The sequence below is a fragment of the Veillonella tobetsuensis genome, from assembly GCF_001078375.1.
GTDB classification, from domain to species: Bacteria; Bacillota; Negativicutes; order Veillonellales; family Veillonellaceae; genus Veillonella; species Veillonella tobetsuensis.
This window is the reverse complement of record NZ_BBXI01000021.1, coordinates 80,177-104,635: the sequence shown is the minus strand read 5'-3', so window position 1 is coordinate 104,635 and position 24,459 is coordinate 80,177. Positions and strand designations below refer to the sequence as shown.

The following is a 24,459-nucleotide window of genomic DNA, read 5'->3' as shown; positions in this document are numbered from 1 at the left end:
GTAATGAAAATATCTCGCTTAACATTTGTGTTGTTTGTTTTCTGGTTGGCGTTTTTTATGGTCGCTAATAATGTGCTACCTGTAACTGATCCAGTAGAATCGAATTATGCATTAACCGCTAAAGAGATGGTGTTGTCTGGAGATTGGTTATCGCCGCAAATTTATGGGACCTATTGGTATGATAAGCCAATTATGATTTATTGGCTTATCGCTTTGGCATTTAAAGTGTTTGGATTTGCTGACTGGGTTGTACGTTTACCAAGTGCCATATTCGGAGCTTTATCAGTGGCTACAATGTTCCAAGCTATGCGGTCCCTAAGTGGCCGTTGGCTCGTAGGTTTAGTAGGGTCATCAATTCTTGGTACATCACTTATGTTCTGGGCCGTTGCACATGGCGTTATTACCGACATGGTATTGCTGTATACGTCCTTGATGGTGATGGTATTTGCCTATGATGGGTTAAACAATAACTCTAGTAAATCTATGATTGTAGCCTATGTGTTCTCTGCGTTAGGCGTTCTTACAAAGGGACCAGTGGCACTTGTATTGCCAGGGCTTATTCTTCTCGTTTATGTAGCGCTGTATCGCTCTAAACAAATGTTGCTGCGCCTCTTTGATTGGAAAGGTATTCTCGCATTTTTAATCGTTGCATTACCATGGTATCTCTATATGTATAGTACCCATGGTCAAGATTTTGTAAATGGATTTTTAGGGCTTCATAATGTAACGCGTGCTACTCAGTCTGAGCATCCCGAGGATAATGTATGGTGGTATTACATCGCTATATTTCTGGGGGCGTCCTTACCATGGACGGGCGCAGTTATTTATGGCATTATAGCTGGATTTAAGTTGCGTCATAAGGGCTATGTATATAGCTTGTGCTGGGGGATTGGAACGGTTTTGTTCTACTCTTTGATGGCCACAAAATATCCTCTTTATACATTTATAAGTCTTGTGCCATTTAGTGCACTCGGTACATTGGGGGTTTTGAAAGCGTTACGTCCGGGGCGTTCACGCTATGTGCCTTGGATCATCATAGGTCCTACACTTTTATTGTGGGTGGCGTATGTGGTTGCATCTTTCTTTGCTCCATGGGGGTACTATGGCTTGTTATATGTGTTTGCCGGTGTATCTGTGTTGGGATTGTTATGGTTCTGGTGGAGCAAACAGCGTTATCGCCTCATAAGCGTTGTTGTTATCGGTACTATGTTAATTTCTTCTGTCGTTGTTGTAGAAGGGCTGGTACCGCTTATAAAACAACGTAGTTCGGTTAATATACTTCCTGTTGTGGAAAAATATAATGGGAATGTGTATTACTATAATGGTTATAGTACCTCTGTTGTGTATTATACCGGTCATAAGGTTATCCGGATTAAGGGTGATAGCAGTCGCTGGGACGACAAGGATAAATTGAAACAACGCAGTGCTGAATGGGATAAGAAATATCTTATGGAACAAGTGTCTGAAGAAGACTTCGTTAAATGCGTAGCGGAGGGCAAGCAACTCATGCTTGTTGTTCCAAAAGGTGAAAGAAAACACTTTAGACAATCCGCTATTGCACCATATGTGGGTGAGTATAGTGAAACTGATACTGCTGAGATTTATATTTTAAATAAGCGACAATCTTATATTGCAGAGTAAAATGTTTTTGTTATAAATAATATCTTTGCTTGTGAAAGTAGCACCAACTGCTAGATGCAGTTGGTGCTTTTTGTATCCTAAAAGTTTACAAGTTTTTACTACAAAAATAAAACCTATAATATTAATATGTTTTGTTGACAGAGTAAAAACATATTGATATAGTAGGTAATATAATTTTTTAGGACGAGGTGCTCTAAAGCCATATTTCATCTAAGGTTTAGAAAAGTGCGAAAAACGGCATGTGACGCCCCTTGTTATGAGATAGAAAGAGGGGAAGTTATGAAGAAAACTTGGTATCTAATCATTGCGGCTGTTCTCTTGGTTATCGGTGGTATCACGTATGGCTATCATGAGTACAATAAACCAAAGACGGCACAGGAACTAAAGACAGTACGGGTAGCGTATTTACCAATTACCCATGCATTGCCAGTATTTGCCATAAAAGAACTAGAAACAGCGGATGGTCCTGTTCATGTAGAGCTTGTTAAGTATGGATCTTGGCCAGAGCTCATGGATGCATTAAATACCGGTAAGGTAGATGCTGCATCGGTACTCGTTGAGCTAGGTGTAAAGGCTCGTGAACAAGGCATTGATGTTCGTGCTGCTGCACTTGGTCATACAGAGGGCAATATTATCATCGTAAATAAGGATATTAACTCTGTACAAGACTTGAAAGGCAAATCCTTTGCCATCCCTCATAAACAATCTACCCAAAAAATTCTCGCAGATCTTATGCTAGAGAAAGCTGGTCTTACCGAAAAAGATGTGCAAATCGTTGAAATGAGTCCTCCTGAAATGCCATCTGCTCTATCGGTAGGACAAATTGCTGGGTATAGTGTAGCCGAACCATTTGGCTCTCTAGCCCTTGAAATGGGAACTGGGAAGGTCTTCGAAGATCCTGACCACTTATGGCATGACAATATTTGCTGTGCCCTCGTATTTAATGGTCAATTCATCGATGAACATCATGACTTGGCGAAAGCTTTCACCAAGGCCTATCTCGATGCAGGTAAATACCTAGATGAGCATCCAAAGTCACAAAAAGAAATTGCCTTAAAATATTTAAAGTTTAAGGATCCTATTATTGAACGTTCCTTACAAGTGATTGGGTTTGGAGATTTAGCCCTTACAGAGGACCGTTATAATGCGCTTGTGCATCATATGACGCATATTGATTTGATTAAAAAGGTGCCGAGTTATTCAGAGTTTGTAGATACATCATTGTTACCATAGGAGGAGGACCATGAAGAAATATACATATGTGCCGGGTTCATTTATCGTAGCGTGGCTGATTTGGGAGTTAATCGTTCGTCTGGGCGGTTTTAACGAAGCGCTATTGCCAACGCCGTATAAGGTGTTGGCCGGCTTTGGTGAACTCATTGGAGACGGTGTCCTCTTTAAGGATATTGCAGATAGTTTAGTACGGTTCTTCATCGGTTACATCATTTCTGTTGTGGCTGGCGTATTCTTCGGTCTTATCTTGGGTTGGTACAAGGGGATTTGGAACTACATCAATCCAATCGTTCAAGTCATTCGACCAATTTCTCCTGTGGCGTGGTTGCCGTTTATCGTTCTCTTCTTCGGTATCGGCCAAGCACCGGCCATCGTTATCATCTTTATCGCAGCGTTCTTCCCAGTGCTGTTATCCACGGTGTCTGCCATCCAAAATATCGATCCTGTATATATCAAGGTAGCGCGCAACTTTGGTATTAAACAGCCAGAACTATTATTTAAAATTGTATTACCTGCCGTATTCCCTGGTATTGCATCGGGCCTTCACATCGCCCTTGGTACAGCGTGGATTTTCCTTGTAACAGGGGAAATGGTAGGCTCTCAAACGGGTCTTGGCTTCCTCATTATCGATATGAGAAATAACTTGCGTAACGATCTTTTAATGGTAGCTATTTTAACCATCGGTTTCGTTGGGCTTTTACTCGATTGGGGCGTGTCCCTCATCGAAAAATGGATTTACAAACGTTGGGGTATTGAGAAATAGGAGGTGGCCTCATGGGTTACATTTCAGTGCGCAATGCACACAAGGAATTTATGAAAGATGGGGAACCACTCACCATTCTTGAAGATATCAACTTAGACATTGAAAAGGGCGAGTTTATTTGCCTCTTAGGCCCTTCTGGTTCCGGTAAAAGTACGCTATTAAACGCTATGGCGGGCTTTGAGCTCGTTACATCTGGTTCCATTACTATCGATGGTGAAGAGGTAAAAGCCCCTCAACTCAGATATGTAACGGTATTCCAAAACTATGGCTTGTTGCCGTGGCGTACGGTGGAAAGCAATATTGAGCTAGGCCTTGAAAGTAAAAAGGTGCCTAAAGAAGAGCGTCCCGCTATCATCGATAAATACGTTAAAATGGTAGGCCTCGATCATGCTCGCAATCGCTATCCTGCAGAACTATCTGGGGGCATGCAACAACGTGTATCCATTGCCCGTGCACTAGCGGTGGATCCAGATATTATCTTTATGGACGAACCACTAGGCGCTCTTGATGCGTTGACACGTATCAACTTGCAAGACGAAATCTCTCGCATCTGCCGCGAAGAAGGTAAAACTGTTGTATTCGTTACCCACGACATTGAAGAAGCCGTAGTCCTTGCAGACCGCGTTGTAGTACTATCTGCAAATCCAGGTCGAGTACAAACTATCATCCCTGTAAACATCATCGACAGAACAGACCGTACATCGGCAGCCTTTGTTAATATACGGAACCACATCTTCGAACAATTCCAACTAGCAAAAGAAGACAAAATCGAGTTCTATATTTAGTTATATACACCTCAAAAGAAACACCCAAAAGTTTATACTCTTGGGTGTTTTATAATGGACAAAATTCTAAAATAATGTATATATATTTCTTATGCAATTCGTGTAATTATGATGTATAGTAGATATATATCGGTAATAACATATGAAATTTAAATTGGAGGCTGTATGTCTTTATTTGAGTTAGAGAAGACCTTGTCTTTTGATGAATATATAGCAACCTTTGATGCGGAGCGTGTGGCGAAGGTGCGCGGTTTTGTGGATTGGCTCTCCCAGTATTCTGGTAGTCTTGTTCATAATCCTTGGGGTGAGGTAAATCCTGATTTAGAGATTGTCGCAGATGATTTTGATGCGGCTCAAGTGCGTCGAGATAATTTGGTGGCTTATTTATTGCCGCGCTTAGGTCGAGCTAAGGTCTTTGTTGTGGCTGAGGCAGTAGGATATCAAGGCGGACGTTTTAGTGGCATTGCTATTACTTGTGAAAGAATGCTATTAGATAAGCACAAAACTATTCGTGCGAAGGATATAACACCTATTCGCTTAGAACGAACGAGTTCTCCTACTAGCCCTTTGTTAAAAGGAACACAGCAAAAGGACGGCTTTAACGAGCCTACTGATACTGTGGTGTGGAGTGCTATTGTTGAAAAGGGTATCGATCCCTATGATACATTGTTGTGGAATATATTCCCATTCCACCCACATAAGGAAGGAAATCCACTGACGAATCGCACACCTACGGAGGCTGAGCAAGAACTCGGTTGGGAGTATACAAAACGCCTATTAGAGCTACATCTTGAGTTGAGAGGAGAAGAGCCTCTTATGCTAGCAGTAGGACAAAAGTCTGCTGATACAATGGGTAAATTTGGTTTGCCTGCCATTGGTTTGCGCCATCCTGCAAATGGTGGTGCTAATCTATATAGACAAGGATTTGCTAATGTGATTGAGAGTTGTGGTTTTGCCTCGTTGTAGATACTGTGCGACTACTAATAGGTCTTTGGTAGAGTTTCTGATAAATAGTGTAATAGCGTTAGCATAAGAGGTACTCTTTTGTTAACGCTATTTTTGTGTTACAATAATAATAACGTATGAAAGCGAGGCTTTCATCAGAACGATCGGATTATAATGAACATTAAACGGTAACGAAGAGAACGTAACGTCGCGGCTGACGCGTTTAATGGTACACTATACTCATTTGCACGAGGCGAATGGACAAAAGGACTTGAACGGTAACAATTGAGTTGCGCTATTTTTGCGCCCATTTGAAAGACGCTGCTGGATAGCGCCTTTTTCGTTTGTCCGTTCCCCTGTAAAGATCAAATTTTAATGATAGGTGAAATTATATGTTAAATAAATTAATGAACAAAATTTTAGGAGGAACTGTGAATACAACAGATAATCAACATACTGCACAAGTGACTGCAGTAGAGACGGCTCCGTCTGCTCGAGGTGAGCAAAAAACAATGCGCCGTCGTACTAACACACGTCGACCAGCTGGCGATAGTCGTAATACAGACCGTCGTAGCGGTGAACGCCGTTATACGAGTGAATCTAATCAAAGTGGCGAAGGTCGTCAACGTCGTACCACAAATACTAGAACGAATACACGTCGTCAACGACCTATAGGTGAGCAAGGCGAGCAACAAGGTACGGAACGTAGAATTCGTCAAACTCGCGCACCTCGTAGTGGTGAACAAATTCGCCGTACAGATAGAAATAGTGAAAATACACGTAATACACGTGGTGCAAGTAATACACGTAATACACGCACACGTAATACGACTGATGGAAACCGTAATGAAAACGCTAATAACCGTCGTACTCGTACTAATAATCGGCCTATGGCTCGCAACCAAGAGGCGCATTTGGATTTGATTGGTCGTCAACCGGATGGCTCTAATAAAGGGAAATTCCAAATTATCCCTCTAGGTGGCCTTGGGGAAATTGGTAAGAACATGACCATTTTCCAATATGAAGACGAAATCATCGTTCTTGACTCAGGTCTTGCGTTCCCTAGCGAAGATATGTTAGGTGTGGATATTGTTATTCCGGATATGAGCTATATCATCGAGAATAAGGACCGTGTGAAAGCCGTTGTTATCACTCACGGTCACGAGGACCATATCGGTTCTTTGGCATATCTTATGAAAGAGATTGACTGCCCTGTATACGCTACAAATCTTGTGTGTGGCTTGATTGAAGGTAAATTCAAAGAACACAAAGTGTCTCCTAAATGCCTTCGCATGATTGCTGCTGGTGATGAAGTTCAAATTGGACAAGTAACAGTTGGTTTTATTCAAACAAACCATTCTATTCCTGACTCTTGTGCCGTATACTTCGACACCCCAATTGGTACGATTCTTCATACAGGGGACTTTAAAATTGACCAAACACCAGTTGATGGCCGTTTGATGGATATGCACAAATTTGCAGAACTTGGTAACAAAGGCGTATTAGCGTTGATGTCCGACTCTACAAATGTTGAAAAACCAGGTACTACTGGTTCTGAAAGCTCCGTAGGTCCTGCTATTAAGCAAGCTGTTGGTGAAGCGAAAGGTCGCGTTGTATTAGCAACATTTGCGTCTAACGTATCTCGTATCCAACAAGCAATTGATGCGGCGGTTATGTATAATCGTAAGGTTGTTGTTATGGGTCGCAGTATGGTCAATGTTACAGAAATCGCACAAGAACGCGGCTACTTAGACATTCCGCCAAATACGATTATCGATGTAGATGTAATGCACAACTACACAGATGATCAAATCATGATCTTAACAACTGGTTCTCAAGGTGAACCAATGGCAGGCTTGTCCCGTATGGCTACAAGTAATCACCGCACCGTAGAATTGGCACCAAATGATACTGTTATCATCTCTGCTACACCAATTCCAGGAAATGAAGGTGCTGTTGGTAAAACTATCGATAACTTGCTTCGCTTAGGTTGTCACGTTGTGTATGGTAAAGATCGTGGCATTCACGTATCTGGCCATGCGAGCCAAGAAGAGCTTAAAACAATGCTTAACCTTGTGCGACCAGAATACTTTATCCCAGTTCATGGTGAGTATCGCATGTTGCGTCGTCATGGTGAACTTGGGGTAGCTATGGGCGTAGATCCTAAGAAAATCCTTATCGGTGACAATGGTCAAATCTTTGAATTTGATAAAGATGGTGGCCGTAAAGGTGGCCGTGTACAAGCCGGCGCTATTTTCGTTGATGGCCTCGGTGTTGGTGATGTAGGTAATATCGTTATCCGCGACCGTCAACAATTGGCACAAGAAGGTATGGTTATCGTTGTTATGGCAATGGATACTGCGTCTGGCACTATCATTGCCGGTCCTGATCTCGTATCTCGTGGCTTCGTATACGTTCGTGATGCAGAAGAGCTTATGCTCGAAGCAGAGCGTCGCGTTCATCAAGTATTAGATGATTGCGAAGCGCAACGCATTAAAGATTGGACTACAATTAAACAAAATGTTCGCGATGCATTGGGCAAATTCTTCTATGATAAAACACGTCGTAGACCTATGATTTTGCCAATCATTCAAGACGTACACTAAATAATATATCCCTCTCAAGCATAGGTGCCACGATATAAATGGAACAAATGTCTTGAGAGGGATATATTTGTTACATCTTACTATAAGTAGCGTATTTGCTACCGTTCCCTACTATATAGGGTATTTGAAGTTACCCTTTTAAACTGCTATAATAAAAGGATAACTGGTATCCTTTTATTGTTGGATGGAGTATTATGAATCAAACAAATACAAGAGCTATGGTGGAAACGGCGTTTGTTAGCGCTATAGGCATCATACTCACGGCTATTAGTGTATATTTACCTGTATTTGGGTTTTTATCTTTTTTTGTTACCCCCGCAGCTATTGGCATAATTGGTACAAAATGGGGCTTTAAATATAGCGTTGTAGGAACTATTGTTATTTTTCTTTTATCTACAATGTTATTTGGCATATTTAATTCGCTTACGGTTGGATTGTTTGCCTTGGTAGGTGTTGGCGTAGGGGCCGGACATAGACTTTCCTGGAATACGCTTAAACGTTTATTAGTGCCAAGTATAATGATGTTTTTTGCAGTACTCTTTACAATTGTGGCATCTTATACTGTGACAGGTGTTGAGTTATCGTCTGTAGGACCTACGTTGGTAGAACAAGCACAATCGCTTGCAAATGAGGCTATGGAAGTAAATCCTAGTATTACACAAGCACAAGCTGATGAATTTGTTGAAAGTGTACAAAAGAATGTCGACACTTTAGGTGATATGTTCTTTATGGCTATCGCAATAGCGGCTACCGTATATACTTATGTTACAATCCAAATATCACTTTGGCTTGGCCATAGATTAAGACTTTCAATACCTGCTTTTTTAGCAGTTGAGCAATGGAGAATGCCTATATGGGGGGCCGGTATCTTTGCTCTTGGTATTATAGGTTTCCATGGAGCCTCCTATGTGCATTTAGATAATCCTTTGGTTATTGCTATTAGTAAAAATTTACTATTACTTGGTAATTTTATTTGCTCTATTCATGGTTTTGCTGCATTAGCAGATATTATGACTAGCTATCGAGTGAGTAATAAAGCAAAGTGGATATTGCTTTTTGCTTATACTTTGATATTCTCTCAAGCATTAGTTATACTCGGTATTATAGATATGTTTTTAGATTTAAGGTCTCGTTTTAACCAACGAGGTTATTAATAGAAAGGAGGTTATTATGAAATCCTTTCAACGTAGATGGGAAGTTTTAGAAATCACCATCATTGCTGTCATTACGCTACTATTATTAATCATAGCCTATTTAAATTGGCTGCTGGCAATATTGGCCGCTATTATCGTGGTCGCAGTGTATTTGATTAACTATAACACCATTCATAACAGACGTCGCCTCGCTAGAGAACAATTTAGTGCGATGACAAAAAATGTGACTCAAGCATCAAACTTTGCATTGCAAAACCTCCCTACTGCAATCGCCCTTGTTAATAAACAAGGCACCTTAGTGTGGAACAATAGCGTGTTTGCTGACTGGGTTACAGTAGATTGGAATAAAATGCAGAAAGTATCTGCTTTGATTCCGGGCTTTAGAATTGATAAAATCTGGGGCAAATCTGGATTTTTAAAAGAACACTATGGAGATAAATATTTCCAAGTGGTTTACAAATTTATCGATCCTCGTGATACGCGCCCTAATGCGGATCCAAATGATGAATTGACGGAACACGCAGTCATGGCCTTGTATTTTAAGGATATTACAGATATTGAACGAGCACGTATTAAGGCGGAAGAAGAACAGCCTGTATGGGGCATGATTCAAATCGATAATATCGAAGAATTGACAAAGGGCCTTAGTGATAGAGAATACACGAACTTGTGGGCTGATATCAATAATATCGTGGTGGATGAAATCGATAAACATGAAGGTTTCATTCGGAACTTCCAAGATGATATGTACACATTTGCCATTTCTCGGGGCGCTTTGCAAGACATGGAAAACAACGGCTTTAGTGTGCTTGAACGTATCCGTAAATTGCCTTCTCCTCGTCAAGTGCCTGCTACGATTAGTATCGGGATTGGCGAAAAAGCAGGCTCTGTTAAGGATGTGTCCGAACGTGCTCGTGCAGCCCTTGATATTGCCTTAGGGCGCGGTGGTGATCAGGTTTGCATTATGGATGGTGAAAGCACCCGCTTCTTCGGAGGCAATACAGCAGGTGTTGAAAAAAATACGCGCGTTCGTGCTCGTGTGGTTAGTCAAGCCATTCATGAATTGATGAATGATTCTGACAAAATCCTTGTTATGGGTCATCAACGTGAGGACTATGATGCATTAGGTGGTGCTATTGGCGTCGTATCAATTGCACGTACTCTTGGTAAAGAGGTGCGATTAGTACTTTCAAAAGAAACAAATGCTATTGATAAAATGGTACATGTTCTTGTGGAAGACGAATTTTGGAAATCTCATATCATAACGCCTGCAGAAGCAAAATTGTGGGCTGATGCGAATACATTGGTCATCGTTTGTGACACGCATAGAACACCGATGGTAGCAGCGCCAGAGGCTCTTGAAGTATCTGAGCGACGCATTGTCATCGATCATCATCGTCGAGCAGCAGATTTTATTGAAAATCCATTGCTTACGTATTTGGAACCAGCTGCATCATCTACGAGTGAGCTCATAACAGAACTTGTACAATATGCAGGAGTTCCTGTGAAACTTTCAAAAGCGGAAGCCACAGGTATCTATGCGGGCATCGTATTAGATACGAAAAACTTTAATCAACAAACTGGGGCTCGTACCTTCGAAGCGGCTGCATTCTTACGTCGTGCAGGGGCGGATATTGAACGGGTAAAAGAATTATTTATTGAAACCTTCGATTCTATCCAATTGCGTGCTAAAATGGTATTTGAAGCCAATCGTACTGAAGGTATTGCTATTTCTGTGGCACCAGCAGGTATGAAGGATATGATGGCATTGGCCGCACAAAGTGCGGATATGCTCATCAGCAATGAAGATATTGAAGCAGCATTTGTACTTTACTCACTTAATGATGGCGGTATCGGCGTCAGTGCTCGATCTAAGGGCAAGGTAAATGTACAAGTTGTAATGGAAGCCTTGGGTGGTGGTGGTCACAGAACTGTGGCTGGTGCTCAACTACAAGGTATGACAATAGAGGAAGCGAAGACCGCTATCTTAGATAAGGCACTAGAAGCACTTCATTCCGCTGAACAAGAGGAGGAACAACCATGAAAGTAGTATTGTTAGAAGATGTTAAAAAAGTTGGTAAAAAAGGCGAAATCGTTGAAGTAAGCGACGCATATGGTCGTAATGTGTTGATTAAAAAAGGTCTTGGCCTTGAAGGTACAACAACAAATGTAAACAATGCGAAACAAAAACAAGAGTCTATTGCTCATCATAAAGTAGTAGCGAATGATGAAGCTAAAATCTTGGCGGCACAACTTACAAAGGTTGAAGTAACTGTAAAGGTTCGCATGGGCGAAGAAGGCCGTGTGTTCGGATCTGTTACTGCGAAGGACATTTCCGATGCGGCTAAAGCTCAATACAAGGTAGAAATCGATAAAAAGAAAATTGAAATTAAAGAACCGTTGAAAACATTAGGTGTTCATGATGTTGTGGTTCGTGTACATCCAGAAATTACGAGCACTATTAAGGTCAACGTAGTCGCTGAATAATCTTCGAATCACCATGCTCACAGAGTGTGGTGATTCTTTTATATGCGATAAGTGATATATAACTCCTTGGTTTGGGAGGATAGTCTTGATGGGTTTAGGGGAGAATAACATGGACGTACGTATTCCTCCGCATAATGAAGATGCGGAAAAGGCCGTATTAGGTGCGCTGTTGACGGATGGCTCGTCATCAGGTGAATCTGTGGATATGGTAACAAGTATCGTAGATCGGGATGATTTTTATCGGGATACACATCGTATTATTTATGATGCTATTTTAAGCCTCGTAAAAAGTAATAAGACCATTGATTTTATCACCTTGAGTGAAGAATTAGAGCGCCGTAAAAAGCTAGATACCGTTGGTGGTATTGCTTATATTACATCCCTTGCTAATGAAGCAACGGGCTATAATATCGAAGAACATGCACGGATTATCGCAGAAAAGGCGCAAATGCGCCGCCTTATTGATGCGGGTAATAAGATTGTGGGCATGACCTATGCGGGTGAAGAAGAACCATCTATTATTATGAATAAGGCAGAACAACTCGTTCTCGATGTAGGTGGTCAAACTCAGTCTGAATCAAGCTTCTCACCCATTGGTGATGTGGTAATTACAAATCTTGAGAGACTTAATAAACTGCAACAGCAAAAAGGAGCCCTTACAGGTGTGCCAACAGGCTTTAAAGACTTAGATTTTACATTAAATGGTTTGCAAAAATCAGATCTTATCCTAGTAGCGGCTCGTCCTGCTATGGGGAAAACAGCTTTTACCTTAAATATCGCGCAAAATGTAGCGATGGGGGTGCATGGTAGTGTAGCCTTTTTCTCTCTGGAAATGTCCAAGGAACAATTGGTTGGTCGTATTTTGTCCTCTGTAGCCGGCATTGAATCCGATAAATTGCGCAAAGGCGATATGGATACAAATGATTGGGGAAAAGTGTTGACTGCGGCTGAGGCGATGAGTAAAGCTCCGCTGTTTATTGATGATACAGCAGCCCTTACAGTACAAGATATGCGTGCTAAATTGCGACGCCTTAAGGTTGAACATGGCCTCGATCTTGTTGTTGTTGACTATATTCAGCTCATGCAGGGCCGTAGCTCTAGTAAAGGTAGCGAAAATCGTCAACAAGAGATTTCTGAAATTTCGCGTAATTTAAAGCTCATTGCTCGTGAGTTTAATGTGCCGGTTATTGCGTTATCTCAGTTATCTCGTAGTGTTGAAAGCCGACCAGATAAGCGTCCTGTATTATCTGACCTTCGTGAATCTGGTTCTCTTGAACAGGATGCGGATATCGTTATGTTCTTATATCGTGATATTTACTATAATCCGGAATCAGAGGCTGGCAATGAGGCGGAAGTCCTTATTCGTAAGCATCGTAATGGTGCCGTTGGTACAGTACGACTCCTATTTATGGGTGAGTTAACACGTTTCCGCGATACCGTTAAAAAAGATATGGGGCCGGAACAATAATATATAGGTAGTTAACATACAAGCAGCTAATATTAGATACTATATCTAATGTTAGCTGCTTTTTGTATGTGCCCTTCAAAAATAGAATTACAAAGCAAACATATGTTTGAAAATATATAATGTTTTTGATATACTAATTATAGAAAGTATTCTTTTTGGAATTTAAGTATCGGTCAGTTATTTAGTGTTTTAAGGAGGTGTTTATATGGGGGTTGCTGATATGAGTCGGATGTATATGTGCATTGATTTAAAGAGCTTTTATGCATCTGTAGAATGTGCCGATTTGGGTGTAGATCCCTTTACAACACCTTTGGTGGTGTCCGATAACTCTCGTGGTAAGGGTGCGATTACGCTAGCTATTTCTCCGGCCCTTAAGAAATTGGGGGTTAAGAATCGGTCGCGCTTATTTCAAATTCCTCCGCACATCGAGTACATCACCGTTAAACCACATATGAAGCGTTATATGCAGGTGTCGGCACAGATTTATGGGACTTTACTAGAGTATATATCGCCTGAAGATATCCATGTATATTCCATCGATGAATACTTTATTGATATTACATCATACACCAAGCTCTACAAGAAAACGCCTCGTCAGTTAGCACAGATGCTGCTTGATGCAGTGCTAGAGGCGACTCATATTTATGCTACTGTTGGGATTGGAACGAATCTATTTCTTGCTAAAATTGCCCTCGATATATTAGCTAAGCATGCATCTGATTTTATTGGGTACCTTGATGAAAATCTCTTTAAAGAGCATATTTGGCACCATCAACCGATTACAGATATTTGGCAGATTGGCAGCGGTATTGCAAATCGATTGCGCAAGTTTGGCGCCTTTGATTTGCATGGCATCACGCAGGTGCCAGAATATAAACTGTATAAGGAGTTCGGTGTGAATGCAGAGCTGTTAATCGATCATGCCTGGGGGCGTGAAAGCTGTACTATTTCAGATATTCATGCCTATAGGCCGTCTAAGCATTCACTTTCACAAAGTCAAATTCTTTTACGCAACTATACAGCGGATGAGGCACGATTGCCGATGCGAGAGATGGTAGAATCCTTAGTCCTTGAACTATTGCAAGTTAAGGCTGTTACGAAATGTATTCATGTCCATATTGGGTATGCGGCAGAGGATTTAAAATCGACTGGCGGTTCACGCACCTTAGCACATTATACGGATTCGTTTCAAGAGCTATGTCCTGCTGTACTATCCTTATTTGATAAATATAAAAGGCCCCATGAGCTGATTCGGCGTATCGCTGTTAGCTTTGAAGAGCTCGTGAATAAATCAGCAGTACCTACAGAAATGGATTTATTTAGTGATGCTTTAGATGAGACCGAAGAAAAGGAAGAACATATACAGCGAGCAATGCTCAACATTAAAGGGCGATTTGGCAAAAATGCCATACTGCGTGCGTCTAGTCTGCAAGAGGAAGGAACCATGCAGTTTAGAAATACCTTGGTTGGCGGTCATAATGGAGAATAATGTAACTATATAGTATTTAGTTTAATGGGGTTATTTACTATGAAAGGAAAAATGTCCCGCTTACAACGGGCGAAACAATTTATGCCCTTTGCCGCATTGAAGGGATTTGAGACTTTATTATCAGCTGTTGCAAGGCCTAAGGAGGCGCGTGTGGAGTTGTCAGAGGATCAATTAGAGGAGCTAAATCGTACTATACAATCCTTGGTGGAAGGAGATTTTGTACGAGTGCTTTATTATACAGGTCATTGCTATACGGAATTAGTAGGGACTATCGAGGCGATAGGTAAACCTGCACATAGCCTATCTGTTGAGGGGGTAGCTATTGCGTATAAAGATATAAAAGAAATCAATCTCTATGACTGAAGTATAGTGGATGCTAGAAGTATAAAAATTAAATACTAGATAAATATGTTGAAATAGCCTGTTCTCGAGTATTATGAGTACAGGCTATTTTTCTATCATTTATTGTCATAATTTATCTTGGTAATTCTTCTTGACAGACCTTATGAATTCGATTAAAATAAACATATGAACAGATATTCATATAAGTAAAAATATCTGATGAAAAATGTTTAGGAACATATCTAACAAGATATGGGCCAAGATATGTCTAATAAGTATTAGAAATAGACAATAAATTAACTTATAATACAGGAAAGAAGCTTTCACTATTATCAAAGGAGATATCATGGAAGAAACATTATTGCTGAAGGATTTAAACTGTGCGAACTGCGCAGCAAAAATTGAAGATCGCATCCGTAAAATGGATGTTGTAGAGACTGCAAATTTCACAATTGCTACACATCAATTAAAATTAACCGGCTCTTGGGAAGACCGCGAAGCTCTTAAACGTGACATTCAAGACATTTGTGATGCCATTGAAGAGGGTGTAACAGTAGCCGATTACGAGCGTAAATCTAAAGCGGCTATGGATGACCACGGTCATGATCACGATCACGGCAGTGATGCAGTAACAATTGCAGTTATCGTAGCAGGCTTGTTATTCATGGCCTACGAAGGGTTGACTACAGTTGTGCCGTCCATCGGCTTGCCAGAGTCTATCGAAACTCCAATTTACTATATTGCCTATATTCTTCTTGCGTTCCCTGTATTGCGTATCGCAGGTCGCAATATCTTAAAAGGCCAAGTGTTCGATGAAAACTTCTTGATGTCTATCGCTACATTGGGCGCTATTGCTATCGATGCATTGCCTGAGGCCGTAGGTGTTATCTTGTTCTACCGTATCGGTGAGTTCTTCGAAGAAAAAGCAACAGATCGTAGCCGTACAGAAATCATGAACGCTGTTGATATGCGTCCACAAGAGGTGCGTGTTGTTGATACATGCTGTGGCGGTGAAATCGTAGTTATGGCTCCTGAAAAGGTTGAGGTAGGCAGTACTATCGAAGTTCGCCCTGGCGATTTAATTCCTTTAGACGGTACAGTGCTTGAAGGTGAAACTCGCGTTAACACAGCTCCTGTAACAGGTGAACCTGTACCGGTTCGCGCTGTACCTGGTACACAACTCATGTCTGGTTGCATCAACGAATCTGGTCGCATTACGATGCGCGTTGATAAGGTTCTTGAAGAATCCATGGTTACAAAAATCCTTGATGCCGTTGAAAATGCAGCATCTTCTAAACCTAAAATCGACCGTTTTATCACGCGTTTCGCTCGCGTATACACACCAATCGTTGTAGCTCTTGCATTGGCTGTTGCTATCATCCCGTCCCTTATTACTGGTGAATGGCATAAATGGATCTACACAGCCTTAACATTCCTCGTTATTTCTTGCCCATGTGCATTGGTGCTTAGCGTGCCACTTGCATTCTTCTCCGGTATCGGCAATGCGTCTAAACATGGTATCTTGCTTAAAGGTGGTCGCGTTATCGAGGCGTTGGCTAATGTGAAAGCAGTAGCTCTTGATAAAACTGGTACCATCACATCTGGTGAGTTTAAAGTTCACAGCGTAGAAACTGTAGGCTCTCATGTGAGCAATACTCAATTGTTGTCCATGGCGGCAGCTATTGAAGCCGTTTCTACGCATCCAATCGCAACAAGCATCGTGTCTGAAGCAAAAGAACAAGGCATTACTGTAGAGGCTTCCGACTTCGTTCAAGAGTTGGCAGGTGAAGGTATGGTAGGCATGACTGATGGTCAACAAGTTCTTGTTGGTAACCGTCGTCTTATGGAACGCTATGCGGTTCAAGGCTATCCAACAGAAGCTACTGAATATGGCACAGAAGTTCTTGTTGCAGAAGGTAATACATACTTAGGTCGTATTATCATCGCCGATGAAGCTCGTCCTGATTCTGCTGAAGCGATTGCTGATCTTAATGGTCAAGATATTAAAACTGTTATGCTTACAGGTGATGCTGAAGCAAGTGCAAATTACATCGCTAAAGAAACTGGTGTAAGTGCTGTTCGCGCTCAATTGTTGCCTCAAGATAAATTGTCCGTAGTACAAGATATTCGCTCTGAATATGGTCCAACTATGTTCGTAGGCGACGGCATCAACGATGCTCCAGTACTTGCAGGTGCTGATGTTGGTGGTGCGATGGGTAGCGGTGCTGATGCGGCTATCGAGGCAGCAGATGTTGTGTTCATGCGTCCATCTTTGACTGCTATTGCACACGTTCTTGACTTGTCCAAAGCGACATTGCGTGTAGCGTGGCAAAACGTAGTATTCGCTATTGCTGTAAAAATCCTTATCATGGCGCTTGGCCTCATGGGCTATGCATCCATGTGGTGGGCAGTATTTGGTGATACAGGCGTATCCATCCTTTGTATCTTGAACTCTATTCGTATCTTGCGTCGTCAATAATAAGAAATTACTTTTCATAGAACTAACTCATACACAAACATATATAACGTATATAACGTATATATAACATACATATATAACTCTCTCATACAACTTATACATATAGATACACACTAAAAAGATTCCTCTATTGGCCGATAGCCTCAAATGACTACTACTGGCTGATAGGGGAATCTTTTTGCTTTGCAGTGACTATTTAGCTATGTAATACATAGGGGGAATCATACATAATAAGAGGCAAATTGAGAGAGTAGTAAGACGATTTTGAAAGTAAAACTTTCACAAGAGAATTGAATAGTACACTCAAATAGTATATAATTTTAAAGATAAGATACAGTTTTTCTGCTCGAAAGGAGGGATAACATGATTACGGTGTACAAGCACATAGAAGAAGAATTAGTAGCCGATTACACGGTATCAGATGCCACAAAAGGTTCATGGGTAAATTTGGTGAACCCAGACCCCGATGAGTTATCCCTTATTAATATTTTGACAGAAATCCCAACAGACGTTTTAAAGACCGCTCTCGATATGGAAGAACGTTCTCACGTGGAGTTAGAGGACAACTATATTTTTGTAGTTATCAACATTCCTGTTGTTCGCGGTAATGATATGTACGATACGGTGCCACTTGGTATCTTCTTGACCCCGGATTTCTTTATTACGGTCTGTCTTGAAGAATCTGAAGTATTATATCCATTTATTTCCAATCAGATTTCTACGTTCTATACATTTAAAAAAACACGGTTCTTGTTTCAAATTTTGTATCGTACAGCAACGATGTTCTTGCGTTACTTGCAACAAATCAATCGCCGTACAGATGATATTGAAATCCAATTGCGTCATACCACAAAGAACAAAGATTTTTTCCAATTGTTGGAATTACAGAAATCCATGACGTACTTTACATCCGCTTTGCGTACTAATGGTACCGTTATGGAAAGACTATTGCGTTTACGTGGGCACAGTTCCTACAAACATCTTCTCAAAATATATGAAGAGGATGAGGATTTACTAGAGGACGTTATTATCGAGAATAAACAGGCCATGGAGATGGTTGAAATGTACTCCAATATCTTGATGAACATGATGAACGCCTTCACATCTATCATTTCTAATAACCTCAACATGGTTATGAAAATGTTGGCAACTCTTACCATTACAATGGCGGTGCCAACTATCATATTCAGCTTGTGGGGTACCAATGTAAACTTGCCGTTTCAAGAGGATCCAAATGGATTTTATAAGGTAGTAGCAATATCCGTAGTCTGCTCCTTAATTGCTATCTTCGGTATGTGGAAAAAAGATCTTTTCTAAAGGATATAATGAAAAGCTAAGATACATGAAAAAGGCTGGCGCAAGGCCAGCCTTTTTGGTCCCTAGAAAGAAGCGTATAATGTTCTAAGCTCATTACATTCAGTTGTTGCACATTATCATAAAAATCTGCTATAATATACCATTATGGAGAGGTGTCCGAGTGGTTTAAGGAGCTGGTCTTGAAAACCAGTGACTCCGCAAGGGGCCGTGGGTTCGAATCCCACCCTCTCCGCCATTCAATTTTATATATTACTATACTTGGTAAGGCAATTGGAGCCCGTGCCTTGTATAGTACTATAGAGAACCCTTTATCTAATCGGTAGAGGGTTCTTATTATATATTAGAGTATGTTAACAAATGTCAATATATGTTTAATAGCTTTGTATGAAATTAGATATAGGTTCAATTATTGACGATGTTTGATATATCTTTTATACTTATAGTATCAAAAGCAGTATTACTAGTCATTTGACCGACCGCTTGGCTATTGCCACTCTGCGTTGGGGGACTAGTAGTACTGCTTTTTTGTATGCTTTATTAATAGATAGCCTTAACTTTTCTTAACTGCTTAATACGGTATGTTTTGATGTAACAGTAATGTAACAGTAATGTAACATTGATGTAACAGGTTTGTAACGCTATTACATTCTATTAATAGTAAACCTTAGTTTTCTTTAGTCCTTTTTTAGGATATTCGGTTTATTAGTTTTTAGGGTATCTGAAATGTTGAGTTATTGAAAGCATCTAATATATAAAAAGCCCCCATTTTTTAGAATGGTGGGTTTGTTTCTGTGTTATACTATGAGTGTTACTTCCCTAGACTGGTAACAGAAAGGGGGTTAGGCTGTGTTAGAGTTATTCATATCCTTAATTGTATCTATCATAGCAGGTGTAACTTGTCACTACATTTGCAAGTGGCTAGATAGATACTTCAGCAAGTAACTAGCACATATAAAAAAGACGGTATTCGCAGTACCGTCTTTTTTCTTTTGCGTTAAGCAATGTTAGTTATTCATTTCCTTAGTCAATTATTATAGTACATCAGATACTTAATTTTGTAAAGTGTTAGATACTCACTCATTCTCATTGATAGTCGATGCTTTTCAGTCATAGTGAAATAATTACTTCCGATAATATATACTTAGTGGAAGTAAAAACGGAAGTTATTATAAGAATGTACAATTTTGACGATGTACAATATACAGTTATTCTTTCTGCTTTTTTGTCCTATAACCCAAATATTAGTGTATAGATAATTTAAGTAGGATTATTGCTTGCTGCTGCTGTACATAAAGGTACAGGTAGTCAGTCCAATAATCGTACTTATGATTTTAAGATAAGTGATATAAATTTATTTGTCAAGAAGTGTAGTAAGAGGTAATTCTCCATACTTTATCATATATATTACTCTGTTGTGTGATGATAAATAGAAAGAGTTTGAAAAACTCTTTCTATTTATAGTATGATAGCTTTATATGTTATTTTACTATAGAAAGGAACTCGTATGAGTAGATTTGGTTTCTCACGAACTCAGATTTTAATTCTTGTTAGCGTATGGCTAACGTTTTTGATTAGCTTTGTAATGCGTCTATCTTGGGCGTCTTTGATGCCTATTGTTAATGAAGCATTGAGCTTTACACCTCAAATGGGGACTTCTTATTTATCCGCCTTTTATATGGGCTATGCTATTATGGTGTTACCAGGCGGTATCTTAGCAGATAAAATTGGTTATCGTCATACCATATTAGTAAGCTTGCTTGCTATGGCGGCAATTACGGCGTTGATGAGCACTATCGATAATTATACCTATGGCTGGGTATTACGTTTCTTATTAGGCCTAGTATCTGGACCTGTACAAGCATCTTGCTTGAGTGCTATTGGTGATTACTTTGGTCCTAATCAACGGGGGGCAGCAGTTGGTATTTTCATGTCCTGTACATCTTTAGGTTTGGCTACTGTAAATTTATATGCGCCATATGTAGCAACTACTTATGGTTGGCAAAATGCCTTCCTTTTAACTGCTGTATTGCCAATTCTTGTTTTTATACTCAGCTATTTTACGGTTCGCAAGCCAAGTGCTGATATTTTGGCACAACGTGAAGCCGAGGCGAGTGCAGGTTCTGCCCATGTAGGCGAAGAAACTTCTTTAAAAGAAAACTTACTTCATGTTTTGAAAAATCGCAATATTCGTTGCCTCGCATTTGCTGGGTTCTTTGCGACCGGTGCTACCTGGGCCGTAGCTCAATGGTCAAATCTCTATATGGTTAAACAATTGGGCGTAAATGCTATCTATGCTGGTCATGTTATGTCTATCTTCGGCTTAGCTGCACTTATTGCAAAACCTACAATTGGTATTTTATCCGATATTTTACCGATTAAGAAAAATCATTTAGCGGCTCTTGTTATGTTCCTCTTTGCGCCAGCATTATTGCTGTTTGCGAGCACAACAAATCCGGATATGCTATTTGTTACTGGTCCAATCCTCGGTGTAGGGGCATTTATGCATAGTGCGCTAACAAATGCTCTCGTTGTACAATCTGCAGCACCTCATTTGCGCGGCACTACAGCTGGTTTCGTAAACCTATTTAATCAAATCGGTGTTATGTTGGCGCCTATGGTCTTAGGTAGCATGTTAACTGCCACAGGTAGCTATCAATCTGCGTTAATGACCCTAGGTATCGCTCCAGTCATCGGTGCTACTGCATTGTTCTTTGTGCGCCTTAATAAATAATTTGCCCTAACATTTAATTTTGGGCTTGAGAAAGTCATAAAATAAACCCTCATCCATAATTGTTGTAGATGAGGGTTTGTTTATGTTGAAATTTTGAATTAATGAGGTCCTTGACCTCCGCCGCCACGGCTGCCATTTCCAGAATTGCCGCCGTTACGACCGTCATTATTTGGTGATCCCTTATCGCGACCTGTATTGTTTCGACCAGTATCGTTGCGAGCTTTGCCATCTCGAACTTTGTTATCCGCAGGTCCTTTCTGTGAAGGAGGGGCTTGCATTTCAGGATGAGACATATTACGATTTGGATTTTGGGGCTTAGCTTGTTGCATAGCAGCAAAATTAGGGGAGAAGCCTCCGCGATTATTAAAGCCCCCAACGCCAGGACCGCCTACATGACCAGGTTGCAAACTTGGTTGTATCTTCGTCGGTGGTGCTGGTGGTGCTGGTATTACTCGGTCCATCGGAGTCGAGATAACCAAATCTGTAGGTGGCATAAGTCCAAATAGAGGCGTATGCACACTGTGATTCACCACCGGAGGGAATACCCTCGGTGGAATATATGGATTATCGTAAGTATACGAAATTTTTTCCATTTCTACAGAGGTATTGTATACAAATTCTCCAATACGTTGGGATGGACTATTTTGTGCAGCCACATGTTGACCGTAATCCTTGGCCAAGCGTTGTTGTGGTAATGTATCAATAGGATAACCGTTTTGTGCATAGTATATCGGTTTTGATACCTTCCACGCTGTCATCGTAATTTGTGCATTAGGTTGTTGTTTGTAAAATGTAAAGTTTGTATCAAAGTCTGCGATTACATTATTTCTTGTATATAGACTTAATAGCCTTGCTTGTACAGTCTTATAATTCGCAGCGGTCTGCTTAGTATGAATAGAGCTGAGATCGATATACATACGTTCTGTATCGCTAGAATAAGCAAGTTGGTATTGATTTGGTTTTTGCTCGATTTCATACTGAGATATGGCAAATCCTGATTGCGAGGTACACAATAGGGTTCCCACGAGAGCTAGTAGATATTTCATTGTTATTCCCCCTCTCCATGCGAAAAAAGTGTACCATACTGTACTTAAGATTTCATGAAAATGAGTAACATATTGTACTTTATACATATATATTTTACAATGTAGATGACCGAATGTATAGTGGAGGAATTGATGAATATAATATGTTTTGGTGATAGTATTACTCGTGGATATGATGTGAAAGCAGGTCTTGGCTGGGTTGAATTATGTAGTGCCGCCTTACCTACATATCATATAGAAAATCATGGTATAGATGGTTTGTCTGTGCAAGGCTTACTAAACTATATAGAAGCTTGGGGCATAGATAAGGATTATAAAGATAATCGTTATCTATGCATTATGTGTGGAACTAATGATATTTTACAAAATCGCGATAGCGATTATGTATATAATAAACTGATTAAAGTTATAACTATAGCTAGTCAAAAAGGACAGGTCATCATTGGCCTAGAGCCTCAAATTGATAGTGAAATGGATGGGCTTAATCATGTGGTGGTCGATGTGAACAAACGACTGCTTTCATACGCAGCAGAAAACAATATGAAAACAATTGATTTTTACAGAGTGCTCCACGAAGCAGATCAAATAGGACAAATCGTATTCGCTGGTGAGGTACATCCAAATGAACGTGGTTATCGATTAATGGCCTATAAAGCATTAGAAACTTTTACCCGTTTATAATATAAATAGTATAGCAGGCATATATGGGCCTGATAGTGATCCATGTTGCATATTTATAATGACAAAAAGGACTGTAAATAGAAGTCGGTTATACCGCACTTTTTACAGTCCCTTTTCATTATATTTAGATGTTGTTAGAGATAGCTGGTAGTATCTCTACATTAGAGGTCTATTATCTACCTTGTTTTACACTTTTTTCGTTAGCTGCTTTTGCAGAGGCAGCGATGGAATACGCTGTACCTTTTACTAGTTCATAAGATTCGCCACTGTTGCCGGAAACGGTAACTGCTGCTACTGTATCTTCAGTAATGGCAAACATAGCTGTTGCATATGGATGTTGAGCACCATTAGGTACTGTTACAGCACCGGATTTTACGACGATGAAACGACCATTGTTGTTATATACATCATAGTTAGCAGCTTGTTTCACACCATCATAGCTTTCATTATAAGCAAATAATGTGGACACTTCACCTACGGATACATGACCAGTTTGTTGCATGGACCGCAATTTAGTTGCTGCTACAGAAGTTGGTTGTGTCATGTTAACAGTGATGCGTAAAGATGTGTTGTTTACGATTGCTTCCGTGATTACATTTGTTGTGAATACGTTGGCAATACCGTTACCAGCGCGGTTGTAAGAACTTGCAGTTTTTACTTGGTAACCATTTGTATAGGCTGGTAAATCAAATGTGTAAGAACGACCGTTTAACAATACATCAAAAGCATTTAATTGATTGCTTCTATATGTGGATACATAACCATTGCCACTTCTGCTGAAAGAAAGTGTTGCTGGTGCATCTACCGGTTGTTGTAACGGTGCATTAGGATTTGGAATTGGATCCATAATTTGCATACCTACAGCAGTTGTTTGTGGTGCCACAAAGATTGGATCGCCCAATTCTTTAGATACAGGCATTTGTTGGCTCATATCACCAGCGGTGTAAGGTACAACTGGTAATGGAGAGTAGTTAGGACGTGGAGGTGTTGCCACATAACCTGCTTGAGCTACTGGTACAGTATTTGCTGGCATATATTGGTATTGGGACTGTTCTGCTGCAGCACGTTCATAGGCGCGTGCATTAGCATCCATATTTGCTGCAAAAGCTGAGAAAGAGATTGTTGTTGCTGCCAATACGGCAAAAGCCGTAGCAATACGTTTTGTATTCATTGTGATTAACTCCTAAATTGTTATTAATACAAAAAATTATAACCTTAAATAATATTTCATTTTACATTCATTATACACCACGGTGTTAAATGTGTAAATAAAATATAAACAAATTTAATTT

The 24,459-nt window shown here is 40.3% G+C and carries 18 protein-coding genes and 1 tRNA gene; 17 read left to right on the top strand and 2 right to left on the bottom strand.

What is annotated here, in order from left to right; all coding sequences use genetic code 11:
• The first annotated feature begins 3 nt into the window (after nucleotides 1-3).
• The 16 genes from VEI_RS08455 to VEI_RS08380 all read left to right on the top strand — a co-directional run bounded on the left by VEI_RS08455 (nucleotide 4) and on the right by VEI_RS08380 (nucleotide 21,440).
• On the top strand, nucleotides 4-1,641 hold the full coding sequence (locus tag VEI_RS08455) for an ArnT family glycosyltransferase (protein ID WP_059364253.1): 1,638 nt from the start codon (nucleotides 4-6) through the stop codon (nucleotides 1,639-1,641).
• Between the two features lie 279 nt (nucleotides 1,642-1,920).
• Nucleotides 1,921-2,874 (top strand): ABC transporter substrate-binding protein, encoded by a 954-nt coding sequence (locus tag VEI_RS08450; protein ID WP_059364251.1) that lies wholly within the window; start codon nucleotides 1,921-1,923, stop codon nucleotides 2,872-2,874.
• Nucleotides 2,875-2,884: 10 nt separating this feature from the next.
• Nucleotides 2,885-3,637 carry an ABC transporter permease gene (locus VEI_RS08445; RefSeq protein WP_059364249.1) on the top strand — a complete coding sequence of 251 codons (753 nt, stop codon included), beginning with the start codon at nucleotides 2,885-2,887 and terminating at the stop codon, nucleotides 3,635-3,637.
• Between the two features lie 11 nt (nucleotides 3,638-3,648).
• Complete coding sequence (locus VEI_RS08440; protein WP_059364247.1) at nucleotides 3,649-4,422, top strand: ABC transporter ATP-binding protein; 774 nt, start codon at nucleotides 3,649-3,651, stop codon at nucleotides 4,420-4,422.
• A 165-nt stretch (nucleotides 4,423-4,587) separates the two neighbouring features.
• A complete protein-coding gene (locus tag VEI_RS08435; protein ID WP_059364245.1) occupies nucleotides 4,588-5,388 on the top strand; it encodes a uracil-DNA glycosylase in 801 nt (266 codons plus the stop codon).
• A gap of 410 nt (nucleotides 5,389-5,798) precedes the next feature.
• Nucleotides 5,799-7,973, top strand: coding sequence for a ribonuclease J (locus tag VEI_RS08430; protein WP_373275774.1), 2,175 nt, complete (start codon nucleotides 5,799-5,801; stop codon nucleotides 7,971-7,973).
• 194 nt (nucleotides 7,974-8,167) lie between these two features.
• Complete coding sequence (locus VEI_RS08425) at nucleotides 8,168-9,127, top strand: DUF2232 domain-containing protein (RefSeq protein WP_059364243.1); 960 nt, start codon at nucleotides 8,168-8,170, stop codon at nucleotides 9,125-9,127.
• 16 nt (nucleotides 9,128-9,143) lie between these two features.
• Nucleotides 9,144-11,171 carry a DHH family phosphoesterase gene (locus VEI_RS08420; RefSeq protein WP_059364241.1) on the top strand — a complete coding sequence of 676 codons (2,028 nt, stop codon included), beginning with the start codon at nucleotides 9,144-9,146 and terminating at the stop codon, nucleotides 11,169-11,171.
• Nucleotides 11,168-11,614, top strand: a complete 447-nt coding sequence (gene rplI, locus VEI_RS08415) for a 50S ribosomal protein L9 (RefSeq protein ID WP_059364239.1) — start codon at nucleotides 11,168-11,170, stop codon at nucleotides 11,612-11,614. The genes VEI_RS08420 and rplI overlap by 4 nt, the downstream gene beginning before the upstream one ends.
• 109 nt (nucleotides 11,615-11,723) lie before the next feature.
• Complete coding sequence (dnaB, locus tag VEI_RS08410) at nucleotides 11,724-13,082, top strand: replicative DNA helicase (RefSeq protein ID WP_059364504.1); 1,359 nt, start codon at nucleotides 11,724-11,726, stop codon at nucleotides 13,080-13,082.
• 205 nt (nucleotides 13,083-13,287) lie between these two features.
• Nucleotides 13,288-14,571, top strand: a complete 1,284-nt coding sequence (locus VEI_RS08405; protein WP_082161473.1) for a Y-family DNA polymerase — start codon at nucleotides 13,288-13,290, stop codon at nucleotides 14,569-14,571.
• 39 nt (nucleotides 14,572-14,610) lie between these two features.
• Nucleotides 14,611-14,934 (top strand): YolD-like family protein, encoded by a 324-nt coding sequence (locus tag VEI_RS08400; RefSeq protein ID WP_059364237.1) that lies wholly within the window; start codon nucleotides 14,611-14,613, stop codon nucleotides 14,932-14,934.
• A 325-nt stretch (nucleotides 14,935-15,259) separates the two neighbouring features.
• Complete coding sequence (locus VEI_RS08395) at nucleotides 15,260-17,392, top strand: heavy metal translocating P-type ATPase (RefSeq protein ID WP_059364236.1); 2,133 nt, start codon at nucleotides 15,260-15,262, stop codon at nucleotides 17,390-17,392.
• 363 nt (nucleotides 17,393-17,755) lie between these two features.
• Nucleotides 17,756-18,709, top strand: coding sequence for a magnesium transporter CorA family protein (locus tag VEI_RS08390; RefSeq protein WP_059364234.1), 954 nt, complete (start codon nucleotides 17,756-17,758; stop codon nucleotides 18,707-18,709).
• 146 nt (nucleotides 18,710-18,855) lie between these two features.
• Nucleotides 18,856-18,944 (top strand) — tRNA-Ser (locus VEI_RS08385).
• Nucleotides 18,945-20,213: 1,269 nt separating this feature from the next.
• The gene (locus tag VEI_RS08380; protein WP_059364232.1) at nucleotides 20,214-21,440 is read left to right on the top strand and encodes an MFS transporter; all 1,227 of its coding nucleotides are present in this window, start codon (nucleotides 20,214-20,216) and stop codon (nucleotides 21,438-21,440) included.
• Nucleotides 21,441-21,538: 98 nt separating this feature from the next.
• Here the strand turns inward: VEI_RS08380 and VEI_RS08375 are convergent, their stop codons facing one another.
• A complete protein-coding gene (locus VEI_RS08375; protein ID WP_059364231.1) occupies nucleotides 21,539-22,486 on the bottom strand; it encodes a hypothetical protein in 948 nt (315 codons plus the stop codon).
• Between the two features lie 132 nt (nucleotides 22,487-22,618).
• On the opposite strand from VEI_RS08375, the gene VEI_RS08370 reads away from it, so the two are divergent.
• Nucleotides 22,619-23,167: an SGNH/GDSL hydrolase family protein gene (locus tag VEI_RS08370; protein ID WP_059364228.1), complete on the top strand. Its 549-nt coding sequence runs from the start codon at nucleotides 22,619-22,621 to the stop codon at nucleotides 23,165-23,167.
• Between the two features lie 172 nt (nucleotides 23,168-23,339).
• Here VEI_RS08370 and VEI_RS08365 read toward each other — a convergent pair whose 3' ends face one another.
• A complete protein-coding gene (locus tag VEI_RS08365) occupies nucleotides 23,340-24,338 on the bottom strand; it encodes a hypothetical protein (RefSeq protein WP_059364226.1) in 999 nt (332 codons plus the stop codon).
• Between the last annotated feature and the right edge of the window lie 121 nt (nucleotides 24,339-24,459).

Bases quoted from the DNA above. Each gene is read 5' to 3' on its own strand.
- VEI_RS08455 (WP_059364253.1), top strand. From the start codon at position 4: ATGAAAATATCTCGCTTAACATTTGTGTTGTTTGTTTTCTGGTTGGCG.
- VEI_RS08450 (WP_059364251.1), top strand. From the start codon at position 1,921: ATGAAGAAAACTTGGTATCTAATCATTGCGGCTGTTCTCTTGGTTATC.
- VEI_RS08445 (WP_059364249.1), top strand. From the start codon at position 2,885: ATGAAGAAATATACATATGTGCCGGGTTCATTTATCGTAGCGTGGCTG.
- VEI_RS08440 (WP_059364247.1), top strand. From the start codon at position 3,649: ATGGGTTACATTTCAGTGCGCAATGCACACAAGGAATTTATGAAAGAT.
- VEI_RS08435 (WP_059364245.1), top strand. From the start codon at position 4,588: ATGTCTTTATTTGAGTTAGAGAAGACCTTGTCTTTTGATGAATATATA.
- VEI_RS08425 (WP_059364243.1), top strand. From the start codon at position 8,168: ATGAATCAAACAAATACAAGAGCTATGGTGGAAACGGCGTTTGTTAGC.
- VEI_RS08420 (WP_059364241.1), top strand. From the start codon at position 9,144: ATGAAATCCTTTCAACGTAGATGGGAAGTTTTAGAAATCACCATCATT.
- rplI (WP_059364239.1), top strand. From the start codon at position 11,168: ATGAAAGTAGTATTGTTAGAAGATGTTAAAAAAGTTGGTAAAAAAGGC.
- dnaB (WP_059364504.1), top strand. From the start codon at position 11,724: ATGGACGTACGTATTCCTCCGCATAATGAAGATGCGGAAAAGGCCGTA.
- VEI_RS08405 (WP_082161473.1), top strand. From the start codon at position 13,288: ATGGGGGTTGCTGATATGAGTCGGATGTATATGTGCATTGATTTAAAG.
- VEI_RS08400 (WP_059364237.1), top strand. From the start codon at position 14,611: ATGAAAGGAAAAATGTCCCGCTTACAACGGGCGAAACAATTTATGCCC.
- VEI_RS08395 (WP_059364236.1), top strand. From the start codon at position 15,260: ATGGAAGAAACATTATTGCTGAAGGATTTAAACTGTGCGAACTGCGCA.
- VEI_RS08390 (WP_059364234.1), top strand. From the start codon at position 17,756: ATGATTACGGTGTACAAGCACATAGAAGAAGAATTAGTAGCCGATTAC.
- VEI_RS08380 (WP_059364232.1), top strand. From the start codon at position 20,214: ATGAGTAGATTTGGTTTCTCACGAACTCAGATTTTAATTCTTGTTAGC.
- VEI_RS08375 (WP_059364231.1), bottom strand. From the start codon at position 22,486: ATGAAATATCTACTAGCTCTCGTGGGAACCCTATTGTGTACCTCGCAA.
- VEI_RS08370 (WP_059364228.1), top strand. From the start codon at position 22,619: ATGAATATAATATGTTTTGGTGATAGTATTACTCGTGGATATGATGTG.
- VEI_RS08365 (WP_059364226.1), bottom strand. From the start codon at position 24,338: ATGAATACAAAACGTATTGCTACGGCTTTTGCCGTATTGGCAGCAACA.